At 60.9% G+C, this 20,468-nt stretch carries 18 protein-coding genes; 17 read left to right on the forward strand and 1 reads right to left on the reverse strand.

What is annotated here, in order from left to right:
* Positions 1-22: 22 nt before the first annotated feature.
* The 6 genes from TU81_RS10940 to TU81_RS10965 all read left to right on the forward strand — a co-directional run bounded on the left by TU81_RS10940 (position 23) and on the right by TU81_RS10965 (position 5,155).
* Positions 23-694, forward strand: coding sequence for a GntR family transcriptional regulator (locus tag TU81_RS10940; RefSeq protein ID WP_038980174.1), 672 nt, complete (start codon positions 23-25; stop codon positions 692-694).
* A 113-nt stretch (positions 695-807) separates the two neighbouring features.
* A complete protein-coding gene (locus tag TU81_RS10945) occupies positions 808-1,740 on the forward strand; it encodes a 4-hydroxyproline epimerase (protein ID WP_048395042.1) in 933 nt (310 codons plus the stop codon).
* A complete protein-coding gene (locus TU81_RS10950) occupies positions 1,737-2,852 on the forward strand; it encodes an NAD(P)/FAD-dependent oxidoreductase (protein WP_038980172.1) in 1,116 nt (371 codons plus the stop codon). Before TU81_RS10945 ends, TU81_RS10950 begins: the two co-directional genes overlap by 4 nt.
* A complete protein-coding gene (locus TU81_RS10955) occupies positions 2,845-3,081 on the forward strand; it encodes a (2Fe-2S)-binding protein (RefSeq protein WP_038980171.1) in 237 nt (78 codons plus the stop codon). The genes TU81_RS10950 and TU81_RS10955 overlap by 8 nt, the downstream gene beginning before the upstream one ends.
* Complete coding sequence (locus TU81_RS10960) at positions 3,078-4,334, forward strand: NAD(P)/FAD-dependent oxidoreductase (RefSeq protein ID WP_048395043.1); 1,257 nt, start codon at positions 3,078-3,080, stop codon at positions 4,332-4,334. The genes TU81_RS10955 and TU81_RS10960 overlap by 4 nt, the downstream gene beginning before the upstream one ends.
* 71 nt (positions 4,335-4,405) lie before the next feature.
* Complete coding sequence (locus TU81_RS10965; protein WP_038980169.1) at positions 4,406-5,155, forward strand: AraC family transcriptional regulator; 750 nt, start codon at positions 4,406-4,408, stop codon at positions 5,153-5,155.
* A 263-nt stretch (positions 5,156-5,418) separates the two neighbouring features.
* Here TU81_RS10965 and TU81_RS10970 read toward each other — a convergent pair whose 3' ends face one another.
* Positions 5,419-7,572 (reverse strand): WG repeat-containing protein, encoded by a 2,154-nt coding sequence (locus TU81_RS10970; RefSeq protein WP_038980168.1) that lies wholly within the window; start codon positions 7,570-7,572, stop codon positions 5,419-5,421.
* A 618-nt stretch (positions 7,573-8,190) separates the two neighbouring features.
* Here TU81_RS10970 and TU81_RS10975 point away from each other — a divergent pair.
* The 11 genes from TU81_RS10975 (at position 8,191) to TU81_RS11025 (ending at position 20,362) form a co-directional block, all read left to right on the forward strand.
* A complete protein-coding gene (locus tag TU81_RS10975; protein WP_048395044.1) occupies positions 8,191-8,550 on the forward strand; it encodes a DUF6124 family protein in 360 nt (119 codons plus the stop codon).
* A gap of 580 nt (positions 8,551-9,130) precedes the next feature.
* Positions 9,131-9,490 (forward strand): DUF6124 family protein, encoded by a 360-nt coding sequence (locus TU81_RS10980; RefSeq protein ID WP_048395046.1) that lies wholly within the window; start codon positions 9,131-9,133, stop codon positions 9,488-9,490.
* A gap of 289 nt (positions 9,491-9,779) precedes the next feature.
* Entirely contained in the window at positions 9,780-10,598 is an 819-nt protein-coding gene (locus TU81_RS10985; protein WP_038980166.1) for an ABC transporter substrate-binding protein, read from the forward strand.
* A 10-nt stretch (positions 10,599-10,608) separates the two neighbouring features.
* On the forward strand, positions 10,609-12,387 hold the full coding sequence (gene lhpI / locus TU81_RS10990; RefSeq protein WP_038980275.1) for a cis-3-hydroxy-L-proline dehydratase: 1,779 nt from the start codon (positions 10,609-10,611) through the stop codon (positions 12,385-12,387).
* Positions 12,380-13,045: an amino acid ABC transporter permease gene (locus tag TU81_RS10995; RefSeq protein WP_038980165.1), complete on the forward strand. Its 666-nt coding sequence runs from the start codon at positions 12,380-12,382 to the stop codon at positions 13,043-13,045. The genes lhpI and TU81_RS10995 overlap by 8 nt, the downstream gene beginning before the upstream one ends.
* Positions 13,046-13,055: 10 nt before the next feature.
* Positions 13,056-13,706 (forward strand): amino acid ABC transporter permease, encoded by a 651-nt coding sequence (locus TU81_RS11000; protein ID WP_038980164.1) that lies wholly within the window; start codon positions 13,056-13,058, stop codon positions 13,704-13,706.
* Positions 13,699-14,421, forward strand: coding sequence for an amino acid ABC transporter ATP-binding protein (locus TU81_RS11005; RefSeq protein ID WP_038980163.1), 723 nt, complete (start codon positions 13,699-13,701; stop codon positions 14,419-14,421). Before TU81_RS11000 ends, TU81_RS11005 begins: the two co-directional genes overlap by 8 nt.
* Before the next feature lie 276 nt (positions 14,422-14,697).
* Positions 14,698-15,726 (forward strand): trans-3-hydroxy-L-proline dehydratase, encoded by a 1,029-nt coding sequence (locus TU81_RS11010; RefSeq protein WP_048395047.1) that lies wholly within the window; start codon positions 14,698-14,700, stop codon positions 15,724-15,726.
* Positions 15,727-16,035: 309 nt separating this feature from the next.
* The gene (locus TU81_RS11015; RefSeq protein WP_038980161.1) at positions 16,036-16,953 is read left to right on the forward strand and encodes a dihydrodipicolinate synthase family protein; all 918 of its coding nucleotides are present in this window, start codon (positions 16,036-16,038) and stop codon (positions 16,951-16,953) included.
* 300 nt (positions 16,954-17,253) lie between these two features.
* The gene (abaF, locus tag TU81_RS11020) at positions 17,254-18,648 is read left to right on the forward strand and encodes a fosfomycin efflux MFS transporter AbaF (RefSeq protein WP_048395048.1); all 1,395 of its coding nucleotides are present in this window, start codon (positions 17,254-17,256) and stop codon (positions 18,646-18,648) included.
* A 133-nt stretch (positions 18,649-18,781) separates the two neighbouring features.
* A complete protein-coding gene (locus TU81_RS11025) occupies positions 18,782-20,362 on the forward strand; it encodes an aldehyde dehydrogenase (NADP(+)) (RefSeq protein ID WP_048395049.1) in 1,581 nt (526 codons plus the stop codon).
* The last annotated feature ends 106 nt before the right edge of the window (positions 20,363-20,468 follow it).

The raw sequence follows: 20,468 nt of genomic DNA on the forward strand, positions 1-20,468 counted from the left end.
CTCACTCCAAACGACCGCTGCCGTGAACCTACCCAAACTCAACGCCCCCGACCTTGGCAATACACCTTCAACCTCGGAAATCATCACCCGTCATTTGCGGGACGCGATCGTCGCCGGGCATTTCGCCGAAGATGAGCCGATTCGTCAGGACGACATTGCCCGCCAGTTCAACGTCAGCAAGATCCCGGTGCGCGAGGCCCTCAAGCGGCTGGAGGCCGAAGGGCTGGTGATGTTCCAGCGCAATCGCGGGGCGATGGTCACGCGGGTGTCCGATGCAGAACTGGCGCAGATGTTCGAAGTGCGGATGTTGCTGGAGGACAAAATACTGCGTCTGGCCATTCCCAACATGACCGAAGAAACCTTCGCCCGTGCCGAGCGTATCTGTCAGGAATTCATCGGCGAGGACGACGTGGGCCGCTGGGCCGAACTCAATTGGGAGCTTCACGCCTGCCTCTATGAGCCGGCGCAACGGCCGTTTCTGGTCAGCCTGATCCGTTCGGTCAACGACAAGCTGGAGCGCTACCTGCGCATGCAGATGAGCCTGTCGGCCGGCAAGGAACGGGCTGATCACGAGCACCGTGAAATCCTCGCGGCCTGTCGTGCCGGGGATGTGGATCTGGCGGTGAAGCTGCTGGACGAGCACATTGCCGGGGTCTGCAAAACCCTGTTCGAGCACCTGCCTCACGCGCACTGACCACTAGAATGCTGTGCTGATTTCGTCATCGGCACAGGATAAATCCATCAAGCCGACACCCCGCTGCACAGGCCACTCTTTCGTTCACTCATCTGAACGGACCTGGCCCTCCCATGAAACGCATCACCGTGATCGACTCCCACACCGGCGGCGAACCGACCCGTCTGGTGACCGCCGGCTTTCCTGACCTGGGCACCGGCAGTATGGCCGAACGCCGCAAGCTGCTCGCCGAACATCACGATCAATGGCGCGCCGCTTGTGTGCTGGAACCCCGTGGCAGCGACGTGCTGGTGGGCGCCCTGCTCTGCGAACCTGTGGACCCGAGCGCCTGTGCCGGGGTGATTTTCTTCAACAACACCGGTTACCTGGGCATGTGCGGCCACGGCACCATCGGCCTGGTGGCGTCGTTGGCGCATCTGGGCAAGATCAGCCCCGGCGTGCATCGCATCGAGACGCCGGTGGGTACGGTGCAGGCGACCCTGCACGAAGATCATTCAGTGAGCGTGCGCAATGTGCCGGCCTACCGTTACCGCAAGGCGCTGGTCTTGCAGGTGCCAGATGTCGGTCAGGTGGTCGGCGATATCGCCTGGGGCGGCAACTGGTTTTTCCTGATCGCCGAGCATGGCCTGCGGGTAGCCGGTGATAATCTCGAAGCGCTGACCGCTTACACCTACGCCGTGCAACAGGCGCTGGAGGCCCAGGGTATTCGCGGCGAAGACGGTGGGCTGATCGACCATGTCGAGCTGTTCAGCGATGACGATCACGCCGACAGCCGCAACTTCGTGCTCTGTCCCGGCAAGGCTTATGACCGTTCACCGTGCGGCACTGGCACCAGTGCCAAACTGGCGTGCCTGGCCGCGGACGACAAACTGCAACCGGGGCAGATCTGGCGCCAGGCCAGTGTCATCGGCAGCGAATTCGAAGGCTCTTACGAATGGCAGGGCGAGCGCGTTATACCGACCATTCGCGGCCGTGCCTTTATCAGCGCCGAAGCCAGTTTGATCATCGAACAGCATGACCCGTTCGCCTGGGGCATTCGTCCATGAACGAGGGCCTTGTGGCCGATGTGATCGTGATCGGCGCCGGCATCATTGGCGCCGCCTGTGCCCAGGCGCTGGCTCGTCGTGGCTTGCAGGTGCTGGTGCTCGATGCCGGCCTGCACGGTGCGACGGCGGCGGGCATGGGCCACTTGCTGGTGCTCGACGACAACTCGGCCGAGCTGGCCCTGAGTCAATATTCCCTACAACGCTGGCGCGAACTGGCGCCGGACCTGCCCGACGGCTGCGCCTACCGCAACAACGGCACGCTGTGGCTGGCGGCCAACGCCGAGGAAATGGCGCTCGCCCATAGCAAATACTTGAACCTGAAAGCCCAGGGCGTGGCGTGTGAATTGGTCAGTGCCAGTGCTTTGCGCCAGCGTGAGCCGGAACTGCGCGAGGGTCTGGAAGGTGGATTGCTGATCAATGGCGACGGCATTCTGTATGCGCCGGCGACAGCCAGCTGGATGCTCGACACGCCGAACATTCGTAAACGCCGGACGCGGGTCAGCGCGGTCGATGGTAACCGTGTATGCCTCGATGACGGCCACTGGTTGAGTGCCGAAGCGGTGGTGTTGGCCAACGGTATTCAGGCCAACGAACTGTGCCCGGAGTTGCCCATCGAGCCGAAAAAAGGTCACCTGCTGATTACCGACCGCTACCCCCGCACCGTCACCCACACCTTGGTGGAATTGGGTTACGTCACCAGCGCCCACAACGCCACGGGACCATCGACCGCCTGCAATATTCAGCCGCGCCCCACCGGGCAATTGTTCATCGGTGCTTCGCGCCAATTCGGTACCACCGACCCGCAGGTCGAAGGCTGGATGCTGGCGAAAATGCTCAAGCGCGCCGCCGAGTACATGCCAGGGCTGGCCCGGCTCAACGGCATCCGCGCCTGGACCGGCTTTCGCGCCGCCAGCCCCGACGGTCTGCCGCTGGTGGGCCAACACCCGCAGCGACAAGGCTTGTGGCTGGCCGTCGGGCACGAAGGGTTGGGCGTCACCACGGCCCCCGGCACGGCCGATTTGCTGGTGGCGCAACTGTTCAACGAAACCCCGCCTCTGGCCGCACAACCCTATCTGCCCCAGCGTTTCCTCGGAGAACCTGCCTATGCCTGAATTGCTGCTGGACGGCCGCGCCTTGAAGGTGGCCGAGGGCACCAGCGTCGCCGCTGCCTTGGCGTTGGGCAGCGACGGCTGCACACGCACGTCGATCAGTGGTCAGCGCCGCGCTCCACTGTGCGGCATGGGCATCTGCCAGGAATGCCGGGTGTCCATCGACGGCCGGCGAAGCCTGGCCTGTCAGACTTTGTGCCGAGACGGCATGCAGGTGGAGACACGCCCATGAATGAATACGCCGATCTGCTGATCATCGGTGCCGGCCCCGCTGGGATGGCCGCCGCCCTTGCCGCCGCACCCAGTGGCGCACGCATCGTCATGCTCGATGACAATCCGCTGCCGGGCGGACAAATCTGGCGTGATGGCCCTCAAGCCAACGTGCCCGATCAGGCCCGTCGCCTACGTGAGCGTTTGCAATCTTGCAGCAACATCCGCCATCACGCCGGCACCCGCGTGATCGCCAGTCCCGGTCCGAAACAACTGTTGGTCGAAGATGATGAGGACGGCTGGTTGATCAGTTACGACAAACTGATTCTGTGCACCGGTGCCCGCGAGCTGCTGCTGCCCTTCCCCGGCTGGACGTTGCCTGGCGTGACCGGGGCCGGTGGCTTGCAAGCGCTGATCAAGGCGGGTGTGCCGGTGCAAGGTGAGCGCGTGGTGATCGCCGGCAGCGGCCCGCTATTGCTGGCGAGTGCCGCCACCGCGAAAAAATATGGCGCTCAGGTACAACGCATCGCCGAGCAAGCCTCGCGCACCGCCGTCGCCGGTTTCGCCGCGCAACTGCCCCGCTGGCCCGCCAAATGGTTGCAATCGTTCAGCTTGTTCGACCGCCATTACCGCACCGCAACCCACGTGCTGGCCGCCCTTGGCACTGACCGACTGGAAGGTGTGCGCCTGCAACAGCAAGGCAAAATCGTCGAACTGGAATGTGATCGGCTGGCCTGTGGTTTCGGCTTGATCCCGAACATTCAATTGGGCCAGGCACTGGGTTACGCCATCGAAGGTCAGGCGTTGGCGGTGGATGCCTGGCAGGCCAGCAACCGTGCCGATCATTATGCGGCGGGTGAATGCACCGGGTTTGGTGGCAGTGAACTGGCGTTGGTCGAAGGTGCCATTGCTGGCCACGCGGCGGTCGGTGACCTTGAAGCGGCACGCCAGTTGTGGCCACACCGGGCACGCTGGCAGGGTTTCGCCAAGGCACTGAATCAGGCATTCGCCCTCGACCCGCAACTCAAGTCTCTGGCCCGATTCGACACTCTGGTTTGCCGCTGCGAAGACGTGCCTTACGCCGCATTGGCCGGGCACACGGACTGGCGCGAAGCCAAGCTGGCCAGTCGCTGCGGCATGGGTGCCTGTCAGGGTCGAGTGTGTGGTGGTGCGGTGCAGCACCTGTTCGGCTGGCAACCTTCGGCACCCCGCCCACCCTTCAGCCCGGCGCGGATCGAGACCTTGATGTGCCTGGACGACACCCCGCCAGCCTGATTCCCCCTCGGGGGTTTCGGCCACGCTGTCGAGCCACTATGATCCCGGGGTCGCCATCAGACCCCAGCGCCATGTATCCCTCGCTCAGCACCTTCAAACCCTGCGACCTGCCAACGCTGCTGAACAGTCTGCAGCCGATTGCGCCGCTGCTCGATACCCTGGCGGACGTGGTGTTTTTCATCAAGGACCGCGAAGCCCGCTACGCCTTCGTCAACCAGACCCTGGCCCGACGTTGCGGTTTCAAACATCGCGAGGAACTGCTGGGGCTCACCGCCGAAATGGTCTTCCCGGAACGCTTTGGCCCGCTGTACACCGAACAGGATCGACGGGTCCTGTCCAGCGGACGTGAGCTGTCCGACCAGCTGGAATTGCACCTGTATTACGGCAATCAGCCAATCTGGTGCCTGACCCACAAGCTCGCCTTGCAAGATGAACAGGGTCAGATCGTTGGCCTGGCCGGAATCTCCCGCGACCTGCAATCACCCCAGTCCAACCACCCCGCGTTCCAGAAACTCGCCGCCGTTGATGCGCATATCCGCAGCCACTTCGCCCGCGCCATCAGCCTCGCCGAACTGACCGCCATCGCCGGTTATTCCGTGGCGCAACTGGAGCGTCACTGCAAACGGGTTTTCCAGCTCACCCCACGGCAGATGATTCACAAGGCGCGCCTGGAAGAAGGTTCGCGGCTGTTACTGCACACCGACCTGCCGATCACCGAAATCGCCTTGCGCTGCGGCTATACCGACCATAGTGCGTTTAGCCGGCAGTTTCGTGCGTTGACCAGCTTGTCACCGAGCCAGTTTCGGGATAATCAGCGTTAGGTGGATGTGCGCGATTTGATCCTGGTTTTGAGGGTGTTCTTTCGGGCCTCATCGCGGGCAAGCCCGCTCCCACAGGTATCTGCTTTGATCACAGGAATTTTGAACGACACCGATCACTGTGGGAGCAGGCTTGCCCGCGATGAGGCCCTGAAGACCACCACATAACTCAACATCAATATGACTGCCGCGCACAGCTGGTGAAAAAAGGGTATGGCTGTGCCTTGAGCACCAAGGTCCATTCCATGCCATTCAGAGGCGTACCCTTATTCTTCTTTCTGCACGAGATTGCCATCGGCGTCATAGACCAGAGACTCGTCAGGGTTGCTCGGATCCTCCACGTAGTAACGGGCTTCGTTGCCGTTATCAGGGACTTTCAGGCTGCTGTAGGAACCGAGTTTCTTGACCTGTTGGTTGTTTCGACTGATCAACACCAGCCCACTACTACTGCCGACCGGGACGGCGGCTGCGTAGCGGGTTTGAAATGAGTTGATCTGATTGTATTCCAGCGGAATCTGCAACCTGCCGGCCAGGTCGATGGCACCATAGCTGCGATCACGCCCGACCACCGCCATACCGTTGGAAAACGGCTCCACCTCGTCATACGGTAACTTGATGGGCAGCAGCGTCCCCTGGCGGTTGATAAAAGCAAATTTCCTGCTTTTAGCGTCCTGCACCAGCAGCGGCTGCTCGCCAAAAAACCGACCTATCACGTTGTAACCCTGGAGGTTGATCCGTTTACCTTCCAGGTCGAAAACGTCCTGACGACTCCGATCGGCTGAGCGGGTATAGAGGTAACCACCGTTTTGCTCGATCTCGGAAAACTGCGGCGGTAGAACCTCCTTGCCGGCCAGGGTATAGGCGCCGTAGTGGCCCTCCGTGGCGTACGTTTTGGTGCCGAGACGAGCGATGAACAGGTTGCCGCTCACGGTGGGGTTGACGAACTTCATCGGCAGCGTGAAACGGTGATTCCTGGAGTCGTAGAGCCCATAGGGGCCGTTGGTTTCACGCTCCACCAGCAGCAGGCCATCGTCCATTGTCTGCGTTATGTATTCGAACGGCAGGTCTACGAGTTTGTTGCTGCCAGCGGGGAAATAGGCGAGTTGGTCGCGCATTTCCTGCATGTCCGATTGAGGGTCGCTGGACTTTTTCAGCGTAAACAACGTGTAGATATCCGCCACCACGCTATCTTGCACCTGTACCCAACGTGGTTTGATCAACCACTGTCCGGCCGGATCGATGAAGCCGTAGCGATCGGATTTCCGGTCAAGGGCGATGTAACGCGTTTGCTCCCCAAGGACGTTGTGTACCTCGGTGATAACGGCGGTGTTGTCTTCCATCGGATCAAGCACATGAATGACGATACGTTGCGGGGTAGCCTCGAAGCGGTAGTCGGCCTCGGTGTTTTTCAACAGCCCTCCCCGGGTGGCAAGATCCTTGGTCAAATGCTCCAGCTGTTGTTGTACAGCCTGACTGGTCTTGAACTGCTCGAGATCATCCTTGGTCTGCAGCAGGGCTTTGTGAAAGTCACGCAACGCTGCAATATCGCCCTCCGAGGGGAAGGAACGGGTGTTGTTACCGTTGCTGTATAACGCCTTGCCCGCATCGGTCAAACCCTGCACCACGAAGGTCGATTTTTTGGGCGTACTCAGCCGCAGTGAGGCGCTTGAGTCACCAAGGGCCGTGAGCTGAAAATATTGGCCGTCGTCCAGGGTCACCTTCGGGTGGTCCTTGTCCAGGACCACTTTTTTGAACGCCGGATAGCTTCGGTAAGCGATCGTCAGGCCGAGACTCGCCAAGGGTTTGTTGACCGATAGTGCGATGGCTTCAGGGGACGGCACACTATCGTCCGGCTCGACCTTGGACTGCACGCTGACATCGGCGAAATTTTTCTCGCTGCCATCTCGAAAACGCAAGTGCTCCGGACGGTACTGGTGGGCCACCGACTCATCCGGCATGGCGGCGCGCTTCCAGAGAAGATCAAGGCTGCTGGTGTCAAAGCTCAATTCGGAACCATCGGCAAACAGCTTCTGAGCAAAACGCAGGTCCTGGATCGACGCCAGCGCAGTTTTCACCTGCGCACTGGTGAAGGGGACAAACAGCTCCTCGTATTGCAGCTCCTGCTCGCTGGCAGGCTTGGCTCCGTCAACGGTCAGGCTAAATTCCGATTCAATGACCAGCTCCAAAGCGCTGAGGGTTTCACCGGTGTCATGGATCAAGTAATTCAGACGCTTTTCCACGTCAGGCCGTGCCAGCGTGCCGATGTCCTCTACGCCGCCTTCGTTCATATCCTCGGCGGGGAAGTTGTCACTTACCGACGCACTGCTCTGGCGAAACAGGTAGTAGGACGTACAGCCCACCACTAACAGGGTCACGGCCAGTATCGACAGCAATCTCAAACGAGGCTGGGTAAAGTTCATTATGGCTTCGGTAGTCAAAGGGCTGGGAAGTGCCGGCAGCTAACCACACGGCATTGCGGACTGCAAATCGCCTGGACGGCTCTATGCCGGGGCGTGGAAGGGCTGAAGACGTTCGGTGTCTGTGAGTCAGTCTTCGCGGGCAAACCTCGCTCCTACGGGTGGGTATCGATCACATGCCTCGTATGCGACACCAATACCTGTGGGAGCAGGCTTGCCCGCGATGGGGCCGGTGCAGCCACCACAAGACTCGGTGTCAGACCGTTAAACAAGCACTGTTTAAATGACACTTCCAGACACTCACCCAGGCTACACATCCTTGCGCCGTTGCCTACGACTACGCCAGAATCCGCCGGCTTGTACGCCTTGAGGCCGGGCTCTATCGTTTCCGGGTCGTTGACGAATCAGCGATCGGATTTGACCGTCCGAATCAATCAAGGCGCGCCAGCGTCCAAGACCTGTTTCAGGCATTGTCTGAAATCTCGTGTCGCGGTGGCTGTGCGTGGGACACCTTCGGGTGTGCCGGATTCCTTGATGTCCGGTCGGTCAACCCGCGTACAGCTGCCACCTTGTTCGTTTGACCGCGAACGGCGGTAGCTCCAGTCATCAAGGAGCTTCACCATGTTCAAAGCAACACCCAACCCACCGGAAACCGATCCAACATCCCCCTACGAATCCCTCGATTCCAAAAAGCTCAACGAAGCCGCCGACCGCGCCCTCGACCACTACCTCAAACCACCCATCCCCAAAGACACCAAGCGCAAACCCAGCACCATTTACCATGTGGGTGCGAAGGTCGATAACGAAACCCTGCTGGTCAACGCCTGCGAATCCCTGGCGTCGGCGAGCATGATGCTCACTGAGTTCGCCGGATTGATGGACATGCCACACCGCAACGTGATGTTGGGGATTCAATCGGTGGTGATGCTTGGTGAGCTGGCCGTCAACCGAGTGCTGGATAACCTCGATCCGCGAGGTTAGCGAGGATGATCGTTCCCACGCGCAGCAAAGGAATGCCTCAACGGACGCTCTGCGTTCGGCTTTAGAGGGTGGGACGCGGAGCGTCCCGGGCTGCATTCCCACGCAGAGCGTGGGAACGATCAATATCACAGGAATTGTGAACGACACCGATCACTGTGGGAGCGGGCTTGCTCGCGAAGAGGCCGGTACAGCCACCACAAGGCTCGGTGTCAGACCGCTAAACAAGCACTGTTTAAATGACACTTCCAGACACTCACCCAGGCTACACATCCTTGCGCCGTTGCCTACGACTACGCCAGAATCCGCCGGCTTGTACGCCTTGAGGCCGGGCTCTATCGTTTCCGGGTCGCTGAAAAACAGCGATCGGGTTTCGCAGCCCGGGTCAATCAAGGCGCACAGCGCCACCGTTCCTTTTCAGATGACGTTTTTCGTTCGCTGAATTGCGTTATGGCGGCTGTGCGCGGGAGATCTTCGGGTCTGCCGGGTTCCTTGATTCCCGGTCTGCGAACCTGCGTACAGCTGCCACCTATCTTCGTTTCGCAGCGAACCGTGGCGGCTCCACTAATCAAGGAGCATTACTATGTTTAAAGCCACACCCAATCCCCCGGAAACCGATCCAACCTCCCCCTACGAATCCCTCGATTCCAAAAAACTCAACGAAGCCGCCGACCGCGCCCTCGATCACTACCTCAAGCCGCCCATCCCCAAAGACACCAAGCGCAAACCCAGCACCATTTACCATGTCGGCACCGAGGTCGATAACGAAACCCTGCTGGTTAACGCCTGCGAATCCCTGGCGTCCGCGAGCATGATGCTCAGTGAGTTCGCCGGATTGATGGACATGCCACATCGCAACATGATGTTGGGGATTCAATCGGTGGTGATGCTTGGGGAATTGGCGGTGAATCGGGTGTTGGATAACCTCGATCCGCGAGGTTAGCGAGGATGATCGTTCCCACGCTCTGCGTGGGAACGATCAGCAGAGCCCGGTGTTCCTTAAAGGGGCGCCCCGCACAACAATTGCTCCCATCTGTAACACCCGCCGTTGGGGGCCCAAACCTTCACGGCATCCCTCATCTCCAGTGGCGCCACCACAACACCTCTACCTCAAGCCCTGACGATTAATTCGCTCTTCTGCCTGGAAATAGGCACGTTGATTGCTATTGTTAATATCGTATACGAAATCCCCAATACGATATCCAACAGTACTTCACATCAACGAGGCCTCTATGAAAAACCCCGCATTTGCCGTAGCCCTCAGCGCTGTTCTCAGTACCTCCTTTATTGCCACCGCCCAGGCCGACAAGCTCGACGACATTATCGGTTCGGGCAAACTGCGCTGCGCCGTGACCCTGGACTTCCCGCCCATGGGTTTCCGTGATGAAGGCAACAACCCGGCCGGTTTCGACGTGGACTACTGCCGCGATCTGGCAAAAATCCTCGGAGTGGAGGCCGAAGTCGTAGAGACGCCATTCCCGGACCGCATTCCGGCGCTGGTCTCCGGCCGGGCCGACGTGATCGTCGCCTCCACCTCCGACACTCTCGAACGGGCAAAAACCGTCGGCCTCACCGTGCCTTACTTTGCCTTCCAGATGGTGGTGCTGACCCGCGACAACACTGGCATCAACAACTTCGCCGATATCAAAGGCAAAGCGCTGGGCAACACCAGCGGTACCTATGAAGCCATCGCCCTGGAGAAAGACGTGAAAAGCTGGGGCACCGGCACCTTCCGCGCCTATCAGTCACAGAACGACACTCTGCTGGCAGTCGCCCAGGGTCACATCGACGCCACCGTGGTCACCAACACTGTGGCCGCCGCCACGCTCAAATCGGGCAAATACAAGAACCTGAAAATCGCCGGTAACGCCCCGTACGTGATCGACTACGTCTCCCTCGGTGCCAAGCGCAACGAGTACGGTCTGCTCCGGTATCTCGACCTGTTCGTGAACCAGCAAGTGCGAACAGGCCGTTACAACGAGCTGTTCACCAAATGGGTCGGCACCGAGATTTCACCCACCGACCTGACCGTGCCAAAGGTCTATTACTGAGATGTCCGGCATGCCTGGGTCAATTTCTCTGACCGGTCGCAGCCTGGTCGCGGGCGCCGCCGAGGGCGCCCTGCTGTTCGCCGATGTGGGCTTGAGTTTCTGGGGCGGGGTCGATCCGTATAGCGGCGAGATCATTGACCGTCACCACCCGCTCAGCGGCGAGTACCTGGCCGGCCGCGTGCTGGCCATCCCCAGCGGTCGAGGCTCGTGCACCGGCAGTAGCGTGTTGATGGAGCTGATCAGCAACGGTCACGCACCGGCCGCACTGGTGCTGGCCGAGCCCGATGAGATCCTGACCCTGGGCGTGCTCGTGGCACAGACCATTTTCGAGCGTTCCCTGCCGGTGCTGTGCATCGGTCGGGAGGCCTTCGCCGCTCTGCGCGGCAAGGCCTTCGCTCGGGTCGAGGACACAACGCTGAGCCTGTTCGAGCACCTGCCGGGCGATGCCTGGCAGGCACTCGACAGCCCTTTGCCGAGCACCGATATCGGCACCGCGATCGCACTCACCGAACACGACCGGGCGCTGCTCGACGGCCAGCATGGCAAGGCCGCGCAGGTAGCGATGCAGATCGTCCTGCGCATGGCCGAACTGCAAGGTGCCCGACATTTGGTGGACGTCACCCAGGCGCACATCGATGGCTGCATCTACACGGGACCTGCGAGCCTGCGTTTTGCCCAACAGTTGGTGCAATGGGGAGCAACAGTGCGGGTGCCCACCACCCTCAATTCGATTTCCGTGGACCAGCGCCGCTGGCGGGAGCTGGGCATCGATCCGGCCCTCGGTGAACCGGCCAGTGCCTTGGGCGATGCTTATATGGCGATGGGCGCACAGCTGAGTTTCACCTGCGCGCCCTACCTGCTCGACAGCGCGCCGAAGGTTGGCGAGCAGATCGTCTGGGCCGAATCCAACGCGGTGGTCTACGCCAACAGCGTGCTCGGCGCACGCACCCTGAAATACCCGGACTACCTGGACATCTGCATCGCGCTGACCGGCCGCGCGCCCTTGATCGGCTGCCATCTGGACGCACAACGCAAGGCCCGACTGCAGATCGAGTTGCCCGCCCTGGGTGAACTGGACGACGCGTTCTACCCGTTGCTCGGTTACCACATCGGCGCGCTGGCGGGCAGCCGGATTCCACTGGTGCACGGGTTGGAAAACCGCCAGCCAAGCCTGGACGACCTCAAAGCGTTCGGCGCGGCATTTGCCACCACGTCCGCTGCACCACTGTTCCATATCGCCGGAGTAACTCCGGAAGCACTCGACCCAACACAGGTGCTGGAAGTGGATGAATCCATACCCGTGAAAAAAATCCGCCTGATCGATCTATTGGTCAGCTGGCGCGAACTCAACAGTGCCCGCGACAACCGGGTGGATGTGGTGTCGTTGGGCAATCCGCATTTCTCCCTCAGCGAGTTCGCCCACCTCGCGCGGCTGTGCCTCGGTCGGCACAAACACCCAGACGTGGTCCTCGCCATTACCTGCGGCCGTGCCGTGCTGGAGCAGGCTCGCGAAGCCGGGCATATCGCCGTGATCGAAGCTTTCGGCGCCACCCTGGTCACCGATACCTGCTGGTGCATGCTCGGCGAACCGGTGATCCCGCTGGCCGCAAAAACCTTGATGACCAACTCCGGCAAATACGCCCATTACGCACCCGGCCTGGTGGGCCGCAAAGTGCATTTCGCCAGCCTCAAAGAATGCGTCGATGCCGCCTGCAATGCCACCGCCAGCGGGCGCCTGCCGACGTGGTTACAACCTGCCGCCCTACTGGAGAGCCCTGCGCATGTTTGACTACAGTTTCCAATGGCGCTCAGCGCTGCGCGCCCTGCCGGACATGCTCGCCGGTGCCCTGGTCACCTTCGAGACCGCGGCGTTGTCGATGATCTTCGGTGTGCTGATCGCCCTCGGCCTGACGGTGATGCGTGAAGCCAAACACCCGTTGCTGCGTGGCTTTGGCAACGGCTGGGTATCGATCGCGCGCAACACCCCGTCGCTGTTCCAGATCTACGTCCTCTACTTCGGCCTCGGCTCTCTGGGCATGCACGTCAGTTCATGGCTCGCCCTGCTGGCCGGGATCACCTTCAACAATGCCGGGTATCTGGCGGAGAACTTTCGCGGTGGCCTCAAGGCCGTACCGGACACACAAGTGCGCGCCGCACGTTCGCTGGGCATGAGTGCCTTTCAGGCCTACCGCATGATCATCGTCCCGCAGTTGCTGCGGATCGTCTTCTACCCGCTGACCAATCAAATGGTCTGGGCGGTGCTGATGACGTCACTGGGGGTGATCGTCGGGCTGAACAATGACCTGACCGGCGTGACCCAGGACTACAACGTCAAAACGTTCCGCACCTTCGAGTTCTTCGCCATCGCAGCGGTGCTGTATTACCTGATTGCCAAGGCGATCGTCGCGGCAGCCCGGCTGATGGCCTGGCGGTTGTTCCGTTACTGAGGAGCTGTGCATGTTTTCCACCGGTTTTTCCTCCAATGACCTGTTGTTCCTGCTCAATGGCGCCTGGGTCACGCTGCAACTGACGTTCTGGTCGATCATGCTCGGCTCCCTCGCCGGCTTGCTCTTCGGACTGCTGCGGGCCTTGTTGCCGCGGGCCAGTTTGCCCCTGGCCTGGGTGCTGGACGTGTTTCGCAGCGTGCCGTTGCTGATCCAGTTCGTGCTGTTCAACTCACTCAAAAGCATCGTCGGCTTGAACATCAGCGCCTTCAGCGTCGGCTGCATTGTGCTGGGGGTTTACGCCGCCGCGTACTTCACCGAGATCGTGCGTGCAGGCGTGTTGTCGGTGCCGTTCACCGTGCGCCGGGCCAGTCGTTCACTGGGGCTGAGTTTCTTGCAGGACCTGCGCTGGATCGTCCTGCCGATGGCCACCCGGGTGGCTTTTCCGGGCTGGCTGAATCTGGTGCTCGGCGTGATGAAAGACACCGCGCTGGTGATGTGGATCGGCATCGTCGAACTGCTGCGCGCTTCGCAAACCATCGTCACCCGCATCCAGGAACCGTTGCTGGTGCTGTGCATCGCGGGCCTTATTTACTACGTCATGAGCCTGGTGGTCGCACGCCTGGGCGCTCGTCTGGAAAGAAGGTGGCAAGAAAATGATTGAGATCGACAACGTACATAAATCCTTCGGCGACCTCGCCGTGGTCAAGGGTGTCAGCCTGACGGTAAACAAGGGCGAGGTGGTGTCGATCATCGGCGGTTCGGGCTCCGGCAAATCGACCCTGCTGATGTGCATCAACGGCCTGGAACCGATCCAGAAAGGCAACATCCGCGTCGACGGCGTCGAGGTCCATCACAGCGCCACCGACCTCAACCGCCTGCGGCAGAAAATCGGCATTGTGTTCCAGCAATGGAATGCCTTCCCGCATCTGACGGTGCTCGAAAACGTGATGCTGGCGCCGCGCAAAGTCTTGGGTAAAAGCAAGGCCGAAGCCGAGGAACTGGCGGTGCGACAACTGACCCACGTGGGCCTTGCCGACAAGCTCAAGACTTTCCCTGGCAAGTTGTCCGGAGGCCAGCAACAACGCATGGCCATCGCTCGCGCCTTGGCCATGTCGCCGGATTACATGCTGTTCGACGAGGCCACGTCGGCCCTCGATCCGCAATTGGTCGGTGAGGTGCTGGACACCATGCGCATGCTCGCCGAAGACGGCATGACCATGGTGCTGGTGACCCACGAAATCCGCTTTGCCCGCGATGTCTCCGACCGCGTGGCGTTCTTTCGCAATGGCCTGGTGCACGAGATCGGCTCGCCGGATCAGGTGATCGGTAATCCGGTGCATGCGGAAACGGCGGCATTTCTGAAATCGGTGAAGTAACGGATGGCCCCATCGCGGGCACGCCCGCTCCCACAAGGGTTGTTGGTGTACGCAAAATCGGTGGCCAACCCAAATCACTGTGAGAGGTGATTAGTAACCCGGTGCATATGGAGACTGCGGCATTTCTGAAATCGGTGAAGTAACGGATGGCCCCATCGCGGGCAAGCCCGCTCCCACAGGTATCTGTGTTGGCCACCAACTTTGTGTACACCAATAACCCTGTGGGAGCGGGCTTGCCCGCGATGAGGCCCTGACAGACGCAACAAGGAGAAGGCAATGCGCTCATCGAAAGTGATTCATGTAGTCAGCTGTCACGCCGAAGGCGAAGTCGGCGATGTGATCGTCGGCGGCGTCGCCCCGCCACCGGGCGCCACCGTGTGGGAGCAATCGCGCTGGATCGCCAAGGATCAGACACTGCGCAACTTCGTGCTCAACGAGCCTCGCGGCGGCGTATTCCGTCACGTCAACCTGCTGGTGCCGGCCAAGGATCCTCGGGCGCAAATGGCCTGGATCATCATGGAACCGGCGGACACGCCACCGATGTCCGGCTCCAACTCGCTGTGCGTCGCCACGGTGCTGCTCGACAGCGGCATTCTACCGATGACCGAACCGCAAACCCGATTGGTGCTCGAAGCGCCCGGCGGCCTGATCGAGGCCGTGGCCGATTGCCGTGATGGCAAGGTCGAGCGGGTAGAAATCAAGAACGTGCCCTCCTTCGCTGACCGCCTCGACGCCTGGATCGAAGTCGAAGGCCTCGGCTCGTTGCAGGTCGACACTGCGTATGGCGGCGACAGCTTTGTGATCGCCGACGCCGAACGCCTGGGCTTTTCCATTCGTCCTGATGAGGCTGCCGACCTGGTGGCGGTCGGGTTGAAAATCACTCGCGCGGCCAATGAACAATTGGGCTTCGTCCATCCGCTGAACCCCGAGTGGTCACATATTTCTTTCTGCCAGATTGCCGCGCCCATCGTCGTTGAAAACGGCATCGCCACCGGCGCCAACGCGGTGGTGATTCAACCCGGCAAGATCGACCGCTCACCCACCGGCACCGGCTGCTCGGCGCGCATGGCGGTGCTGCAGGCCAAGGGCTTGATGCAGGTGGGCGAGCGCTTTATTGGCCGTTCGATCATCGGTTCCGAATTCCACTGCCGCATCGACTCCCTGACCGAAGTGGCCGGACGCCCGGCGATCTACCCATGCATTTCCGGCCGGGCCTGGATCACCGGCACTCATCAATTGCTGCTCGATCCGAGCGATCCGTGGCCACAGGGCTATCGCCTGTCTGACACCTGGCCGGGTGCCTGACGCCGAACCGAAGAGCTTTTGTGGCGAGGGGGTTGCTGTGGTGAGAGAACTACCTGTGGCGAGGGGGCTTGCCCCCGTTGGGCTGCGAAGCGGCCCTGAAATCAGCCGCCGCTACCTTCTAGAAAGACCACGTGTGCTGATTTTACGACTGCTTCGCAGCCGAACGGGGGCAAGCCCCCTCGCCACAAAAGCTCCCTAGCCACAGGGATTTCACCCACAGAAAAAACCTGATTGATTGAAAAAACACTAGCCGAATATTGCCACTTAAAATATCGTATACGAAATACAATTAACGAACCGGAGGCAACAATGAGCAAGCGTATTAACTGGAGTGGCGTCTTCCCCGCGGTGACCACTCAATTCAACGATGACTTCACCATCAACCTGGAAAAAACCCATCAGGTGATTTCCAACGTGATCCGTGATGGCGTATCAGGCCTGGTGGTGTGCGGTTCGGTGGGGGAAAACACCTCATTGAGCGCCGAAGAAAAAATCGCCGTGACCGAAGTCGCGGTCGACGCCTCCCGGGGTCGCGTGCCAGTGATCTGCGGTGTAGCCGAGTTCACTAGCGTGCAAGCGGCCAAGGTCGCCAATGCCGTGCGCCGGGTCGGTGTCGACGGCGTGATGCTGATGCCGGCGCTGGTCTACGGTTCCAAGCCGTTCGAAACTGCCGAGCACTACCGCTACGTGGCGAAAAACGCCGACGTACCGTTGATGGTCTACAACAACCCGCCGATCTACAAAAACGACGTCACCCCGGACATCCTGATTTCCCTGGCCGACTGCGACAACGTGGTGTGCTTCAAGGATTCCTCCGGCGATACCCGCCGCTTCATCGACGTGCGCAATGAAGTCGGCGACCGCTTCGTGCTGTTCGCCGGTCTCGACGACGTGGTGCTGGAAAGCATCGCGGTGGGTGCCGAAGGCTGGGTCTCGGGCATGTCCAACGTGTTCCCGAAAGAAGGCGAAACTATCTTCCGCCTGGCCAAGGCCGGTCGCTTCGCCGAAGCCATGCCGATCTACGAATGGCTGATGCCGATCCTGCACCTCGATGCCCGTGCCGACTTGGTGCAGTGCATCAAGCTCTGCGAAGCCATCGCCGGTCGCGGCAGCGCGCTGACCCGTCCGCCACGCCTGGCACTGCCAGAAGCCGATCGGGTGTTCGTCGAGCAGATCATGGCCAAGGCCCTGGCTAACCGTCCGGAGTTGCCAGACGTCGGTCTCTGAGTGATTGCTGGGCCGGCCCTTGCGGGTCCGGCCTCGCTTGCCCTAATACCGATAAGTTAAGGTGCGCAAACTTTTGTGGCGAGGGGGCTTGCCCCCGTTGGGTCGCAAAGCGGCCCCCAAACCTGCAATCGCGGTGTATCAGGTACACCGCATGCAATGGTTTTACGACTGCTACGCAGCCGAACGGGGGCAAGCCCCCTCGCCACACAGGCTCGCTCCCGCGGGGCTACGGTGTTCAGCTCCATAACTTTCCGGCATTACGGTTTGCCCTGTCTTTGCGCCTCTACAGGAAACGCCAGCATGTCCAACCCTCAAAGCACTTCCAGCGCAACCACCCCCTCGGGACTCAAACGCGTAGTGGCCGCCGCCATGGCCGGCACCGTCGCCGAGTGGTATGAATTCTTTCTCTACGGCACCGCCTCCGCACTGGTCTTCGGCCAGTTGTTCTTCCGCCAGACTGACAGCCCCATCGACGGCATCATCGCCGCTTTCGCCCTGTACGCCGTCGGCTTTCTCGCTCGACCGTTGGGCGGTCTGGTGTTCGGTCACTACGGTGACAAGTTCGGCCGCAAACGCCTGCTGCAACTGAGCCTGGTGGTGGTCGGCATCACTACTTTTCTGATGGGATGCCTGCCCGGCTTCGACAGCATCGGCTATGCCGCGCCAGTGTTATTGGTGCTGCTGCGGTTGATCCAGGGCTTTGCCTTTGGCGGTGAATGGGGCGGCGCGATTCTGCTGGTGTCCGAACACTGCCCGGACAATCGCCGAGGCTTCTGGGCCAGTTGGCCGCAAGCCGGGGTGCCGGCCGGCAACCTGGTGGCCACGGTCGCGCTGTTGCTGTTGTCGTCGAACCTGTCGGAGGAACAATTCCTCGCCTGGGGTTGGCGCGTGGCGTTCTGGTTCTCGGCGGTGGTGGTGCTGATCGGCTACTGGATTCGCACCAGCGTCGATGACGCGCCGATCTTCAAAGAAGCCCAGGCCCGTCAGGCACAGACCAAGCAGCAACAGTTGGGTGTGGTCGAAGTGCTGCGTCATCACTGGCGCGCCGTGCTGGTGGGGATTGGCGCACGCTTTGCCGAGAACATTCTCTATTACACCGTGGTCACCTTTTCGATCACCTACCTGAAACTGGTGGTGCACAAGGACACCTCGGAAATACTGCTGCTGATGTTCGGCGCGCACTTGGTGCACTTTTTCCTGATTCCGTTGATGGGATATTTGTCGGATATCGTCGGGCGCAAACCGATCTACCTGACCGGCGCGGTGCTCACTGCGTTCTGGGGCTTTATCGGTTTCCCGATGATGGACACCGGCAATAACTGGCTGATCATGGCGGCGATCATTCTGGGCCTGGGCATCGAGTCGATGACCTATGCGCCCTACTCGGCGCTGATGGCCGAAATGTTCCCGACCCATGTGCGCTATACCGCCCTTTCGCTGTGCTACCAAGTGGCGCCGATCTTCGCCGGTTCCCTGGCACCGCTGATCGCCATCACTTTGCTCAACAAATATCAAAGCTCGACACCGATCGCCTGGTACCTGGTGGGTGCTGCGCTGATCTCCATCGTCGCCGTCGGCCTGACCCGGGAAACCCGTGGCAAGTCGTTGCACCAAGTGGATGCGGAATCTGCTGCGCGTATTGCTGCGCTAGATAGCGCCGTGCCGGCCACACGCCAGGGTGATTCACTGGCCTGAGCCCAATACCTGTAGGAGCGAGGCTTGCCCGCGAAGGCGCCATCACATTCAACATTGATGTCGACTGACACGCCGTCTTCGCGGGCAAGCCTCGCTCCTACAGGGGACCTACCTTTCCCGACAGGAGTTTTCCATGCCCGAAATCATCGGCCACAACTACATCGGCGGTGCCCGTAGCGCCGCTGGCAGCATCACCCTGCACAGCCACGATGCCAGCACCGGCGAAGCGCTACCCTTCTCTTTCACGCAAGCCACCGCCGAGGAAGTGGACGCCGCCGCCCAGGCCGCTGCGGCTGCTTATCCGTTCTTCCGCAATCTGCCGGCAACTCGCCGTGCAGAATTTCTTGAGGCCATCGCCGCACAACTGGATGCGTTGGATGACGAATTCGTCGCCCTTGTCACCCGCGAAACCGCCTTGCCGACCGGACGCATTCAAGGTGAGCGCAGCCGTACCAGCAACCAAATGCGCCTGTTCGCTCAGGTGCTGCGCCGGGGCGATTTCTATGGTGCGCGCATCGACCGCGCCTTGCCCGAACGTCAGCCACTGCCACGGGTCGACCTGCGCCAATACCGGATCGGCGTTGGTCCGGTGGCGGTGTTCGGCGCCAGTAATTTCCCGCTGGCCTTTTCCACCGCCGGTGGTGACACCGCTGCTGCTCTGGCCGCCGGTTGCCCGGTGGTGTTCAAGGCCCACAGCGGACACATGGCGACCGCCGAACGCGTGGCCAATGCAATCATCCGCGCCGCCGAACAAACCGACATGCCCAAAGGTGTGTTCAACATGATCTACGGCGCGGGCGTCGGTGAAGCGCTGGTCAAGCATCCGGCGATCCAGGCCGTCGGTTTCACCGGCTCGCTAAAGGGCGGTCGCGCGCTCTGTGACATGGCCGCCGCACGGCCACAACCGATCCCGGTGTTCGCTGAAATGAGCAGCATCAACCCGGTGCTGGTTTTGCCCGAAGCCTTGCAAATACGCGGCGAGAAAATCGCCGGTGAACTGGTGGCGTCGGTGGTCCAGGGTTGCGGTCAGTTCTGTACCAATCCGGGTTTGGTGATCGGTATGCGCTCACCTCACTTCAGCGCTTTCACCGCGCGGCTCAGTACGTTGATGGCCGAACAACCGGCGCAAACCATGCTCAACGCCGGCACCCTTGGCAGCTACGAAAAAGGTGTGCAGGCCCTGCTCGACCATCCGGGAATAATCCGCCTGGCGGGCCAGGATCAGCACGGCAATCAGGCGCGGCCGCAACTGTTCAAGGCCGACGTCAGTCTGCTGCTCAAGGGTGATCCGCTGTTGCAGGAGGAAGTGTTCGGCCCGACCACCCTCGTCGTCGAAGTAGCCGACAAGGCCGAGTTGCGACAAGCGCTGAACAGTTTGCACGGTCAACTCACCGCCACGTTGATTGGCGAAACGCAGGACCTGAAGGAACACGCCGATCTGCTGGTGCAGCTGGAACAAAAGGTCGGTCGGGTGCTGTTCAACGGCTATCCCACCGGCGTCGAAGTTTGCGATGCCATGGTGCATGGCGGGCCCTACCCGGCGACCTCCGACGCCCGTGGCACGTCGGTCGGCAGCCTGGCCATCGAGCGCTTCCTGCGCCCGGTGTGCTACCAGAACTGCCCGGACGCCCTGTTGCCCGACGCCCTGAAAAACGCCAACCCCTTGGGCATTGCGCGACTGGTTGATGGCAATATCCACCGCGAACCGGTTTAACAAACACGACCTCCTGTAGGAGCGAGGCTTGCCCGCGAAGAATGCACCGCGATTTTTCAGGTATTACGCGTCATCGTTCTTCGCGGGCAAGCCTCGCTCCTACAGG

The organism is Pseudomonas lini, assembly GCF_001042905.1.
Taxonomy (GTDB): Bacteria; Pseudomonadota; Gammaproteobacteria; order Pseudomonadales; family Pseudomonadaceae; genus Aquipseudomonas; species Aquipseudomonas lini.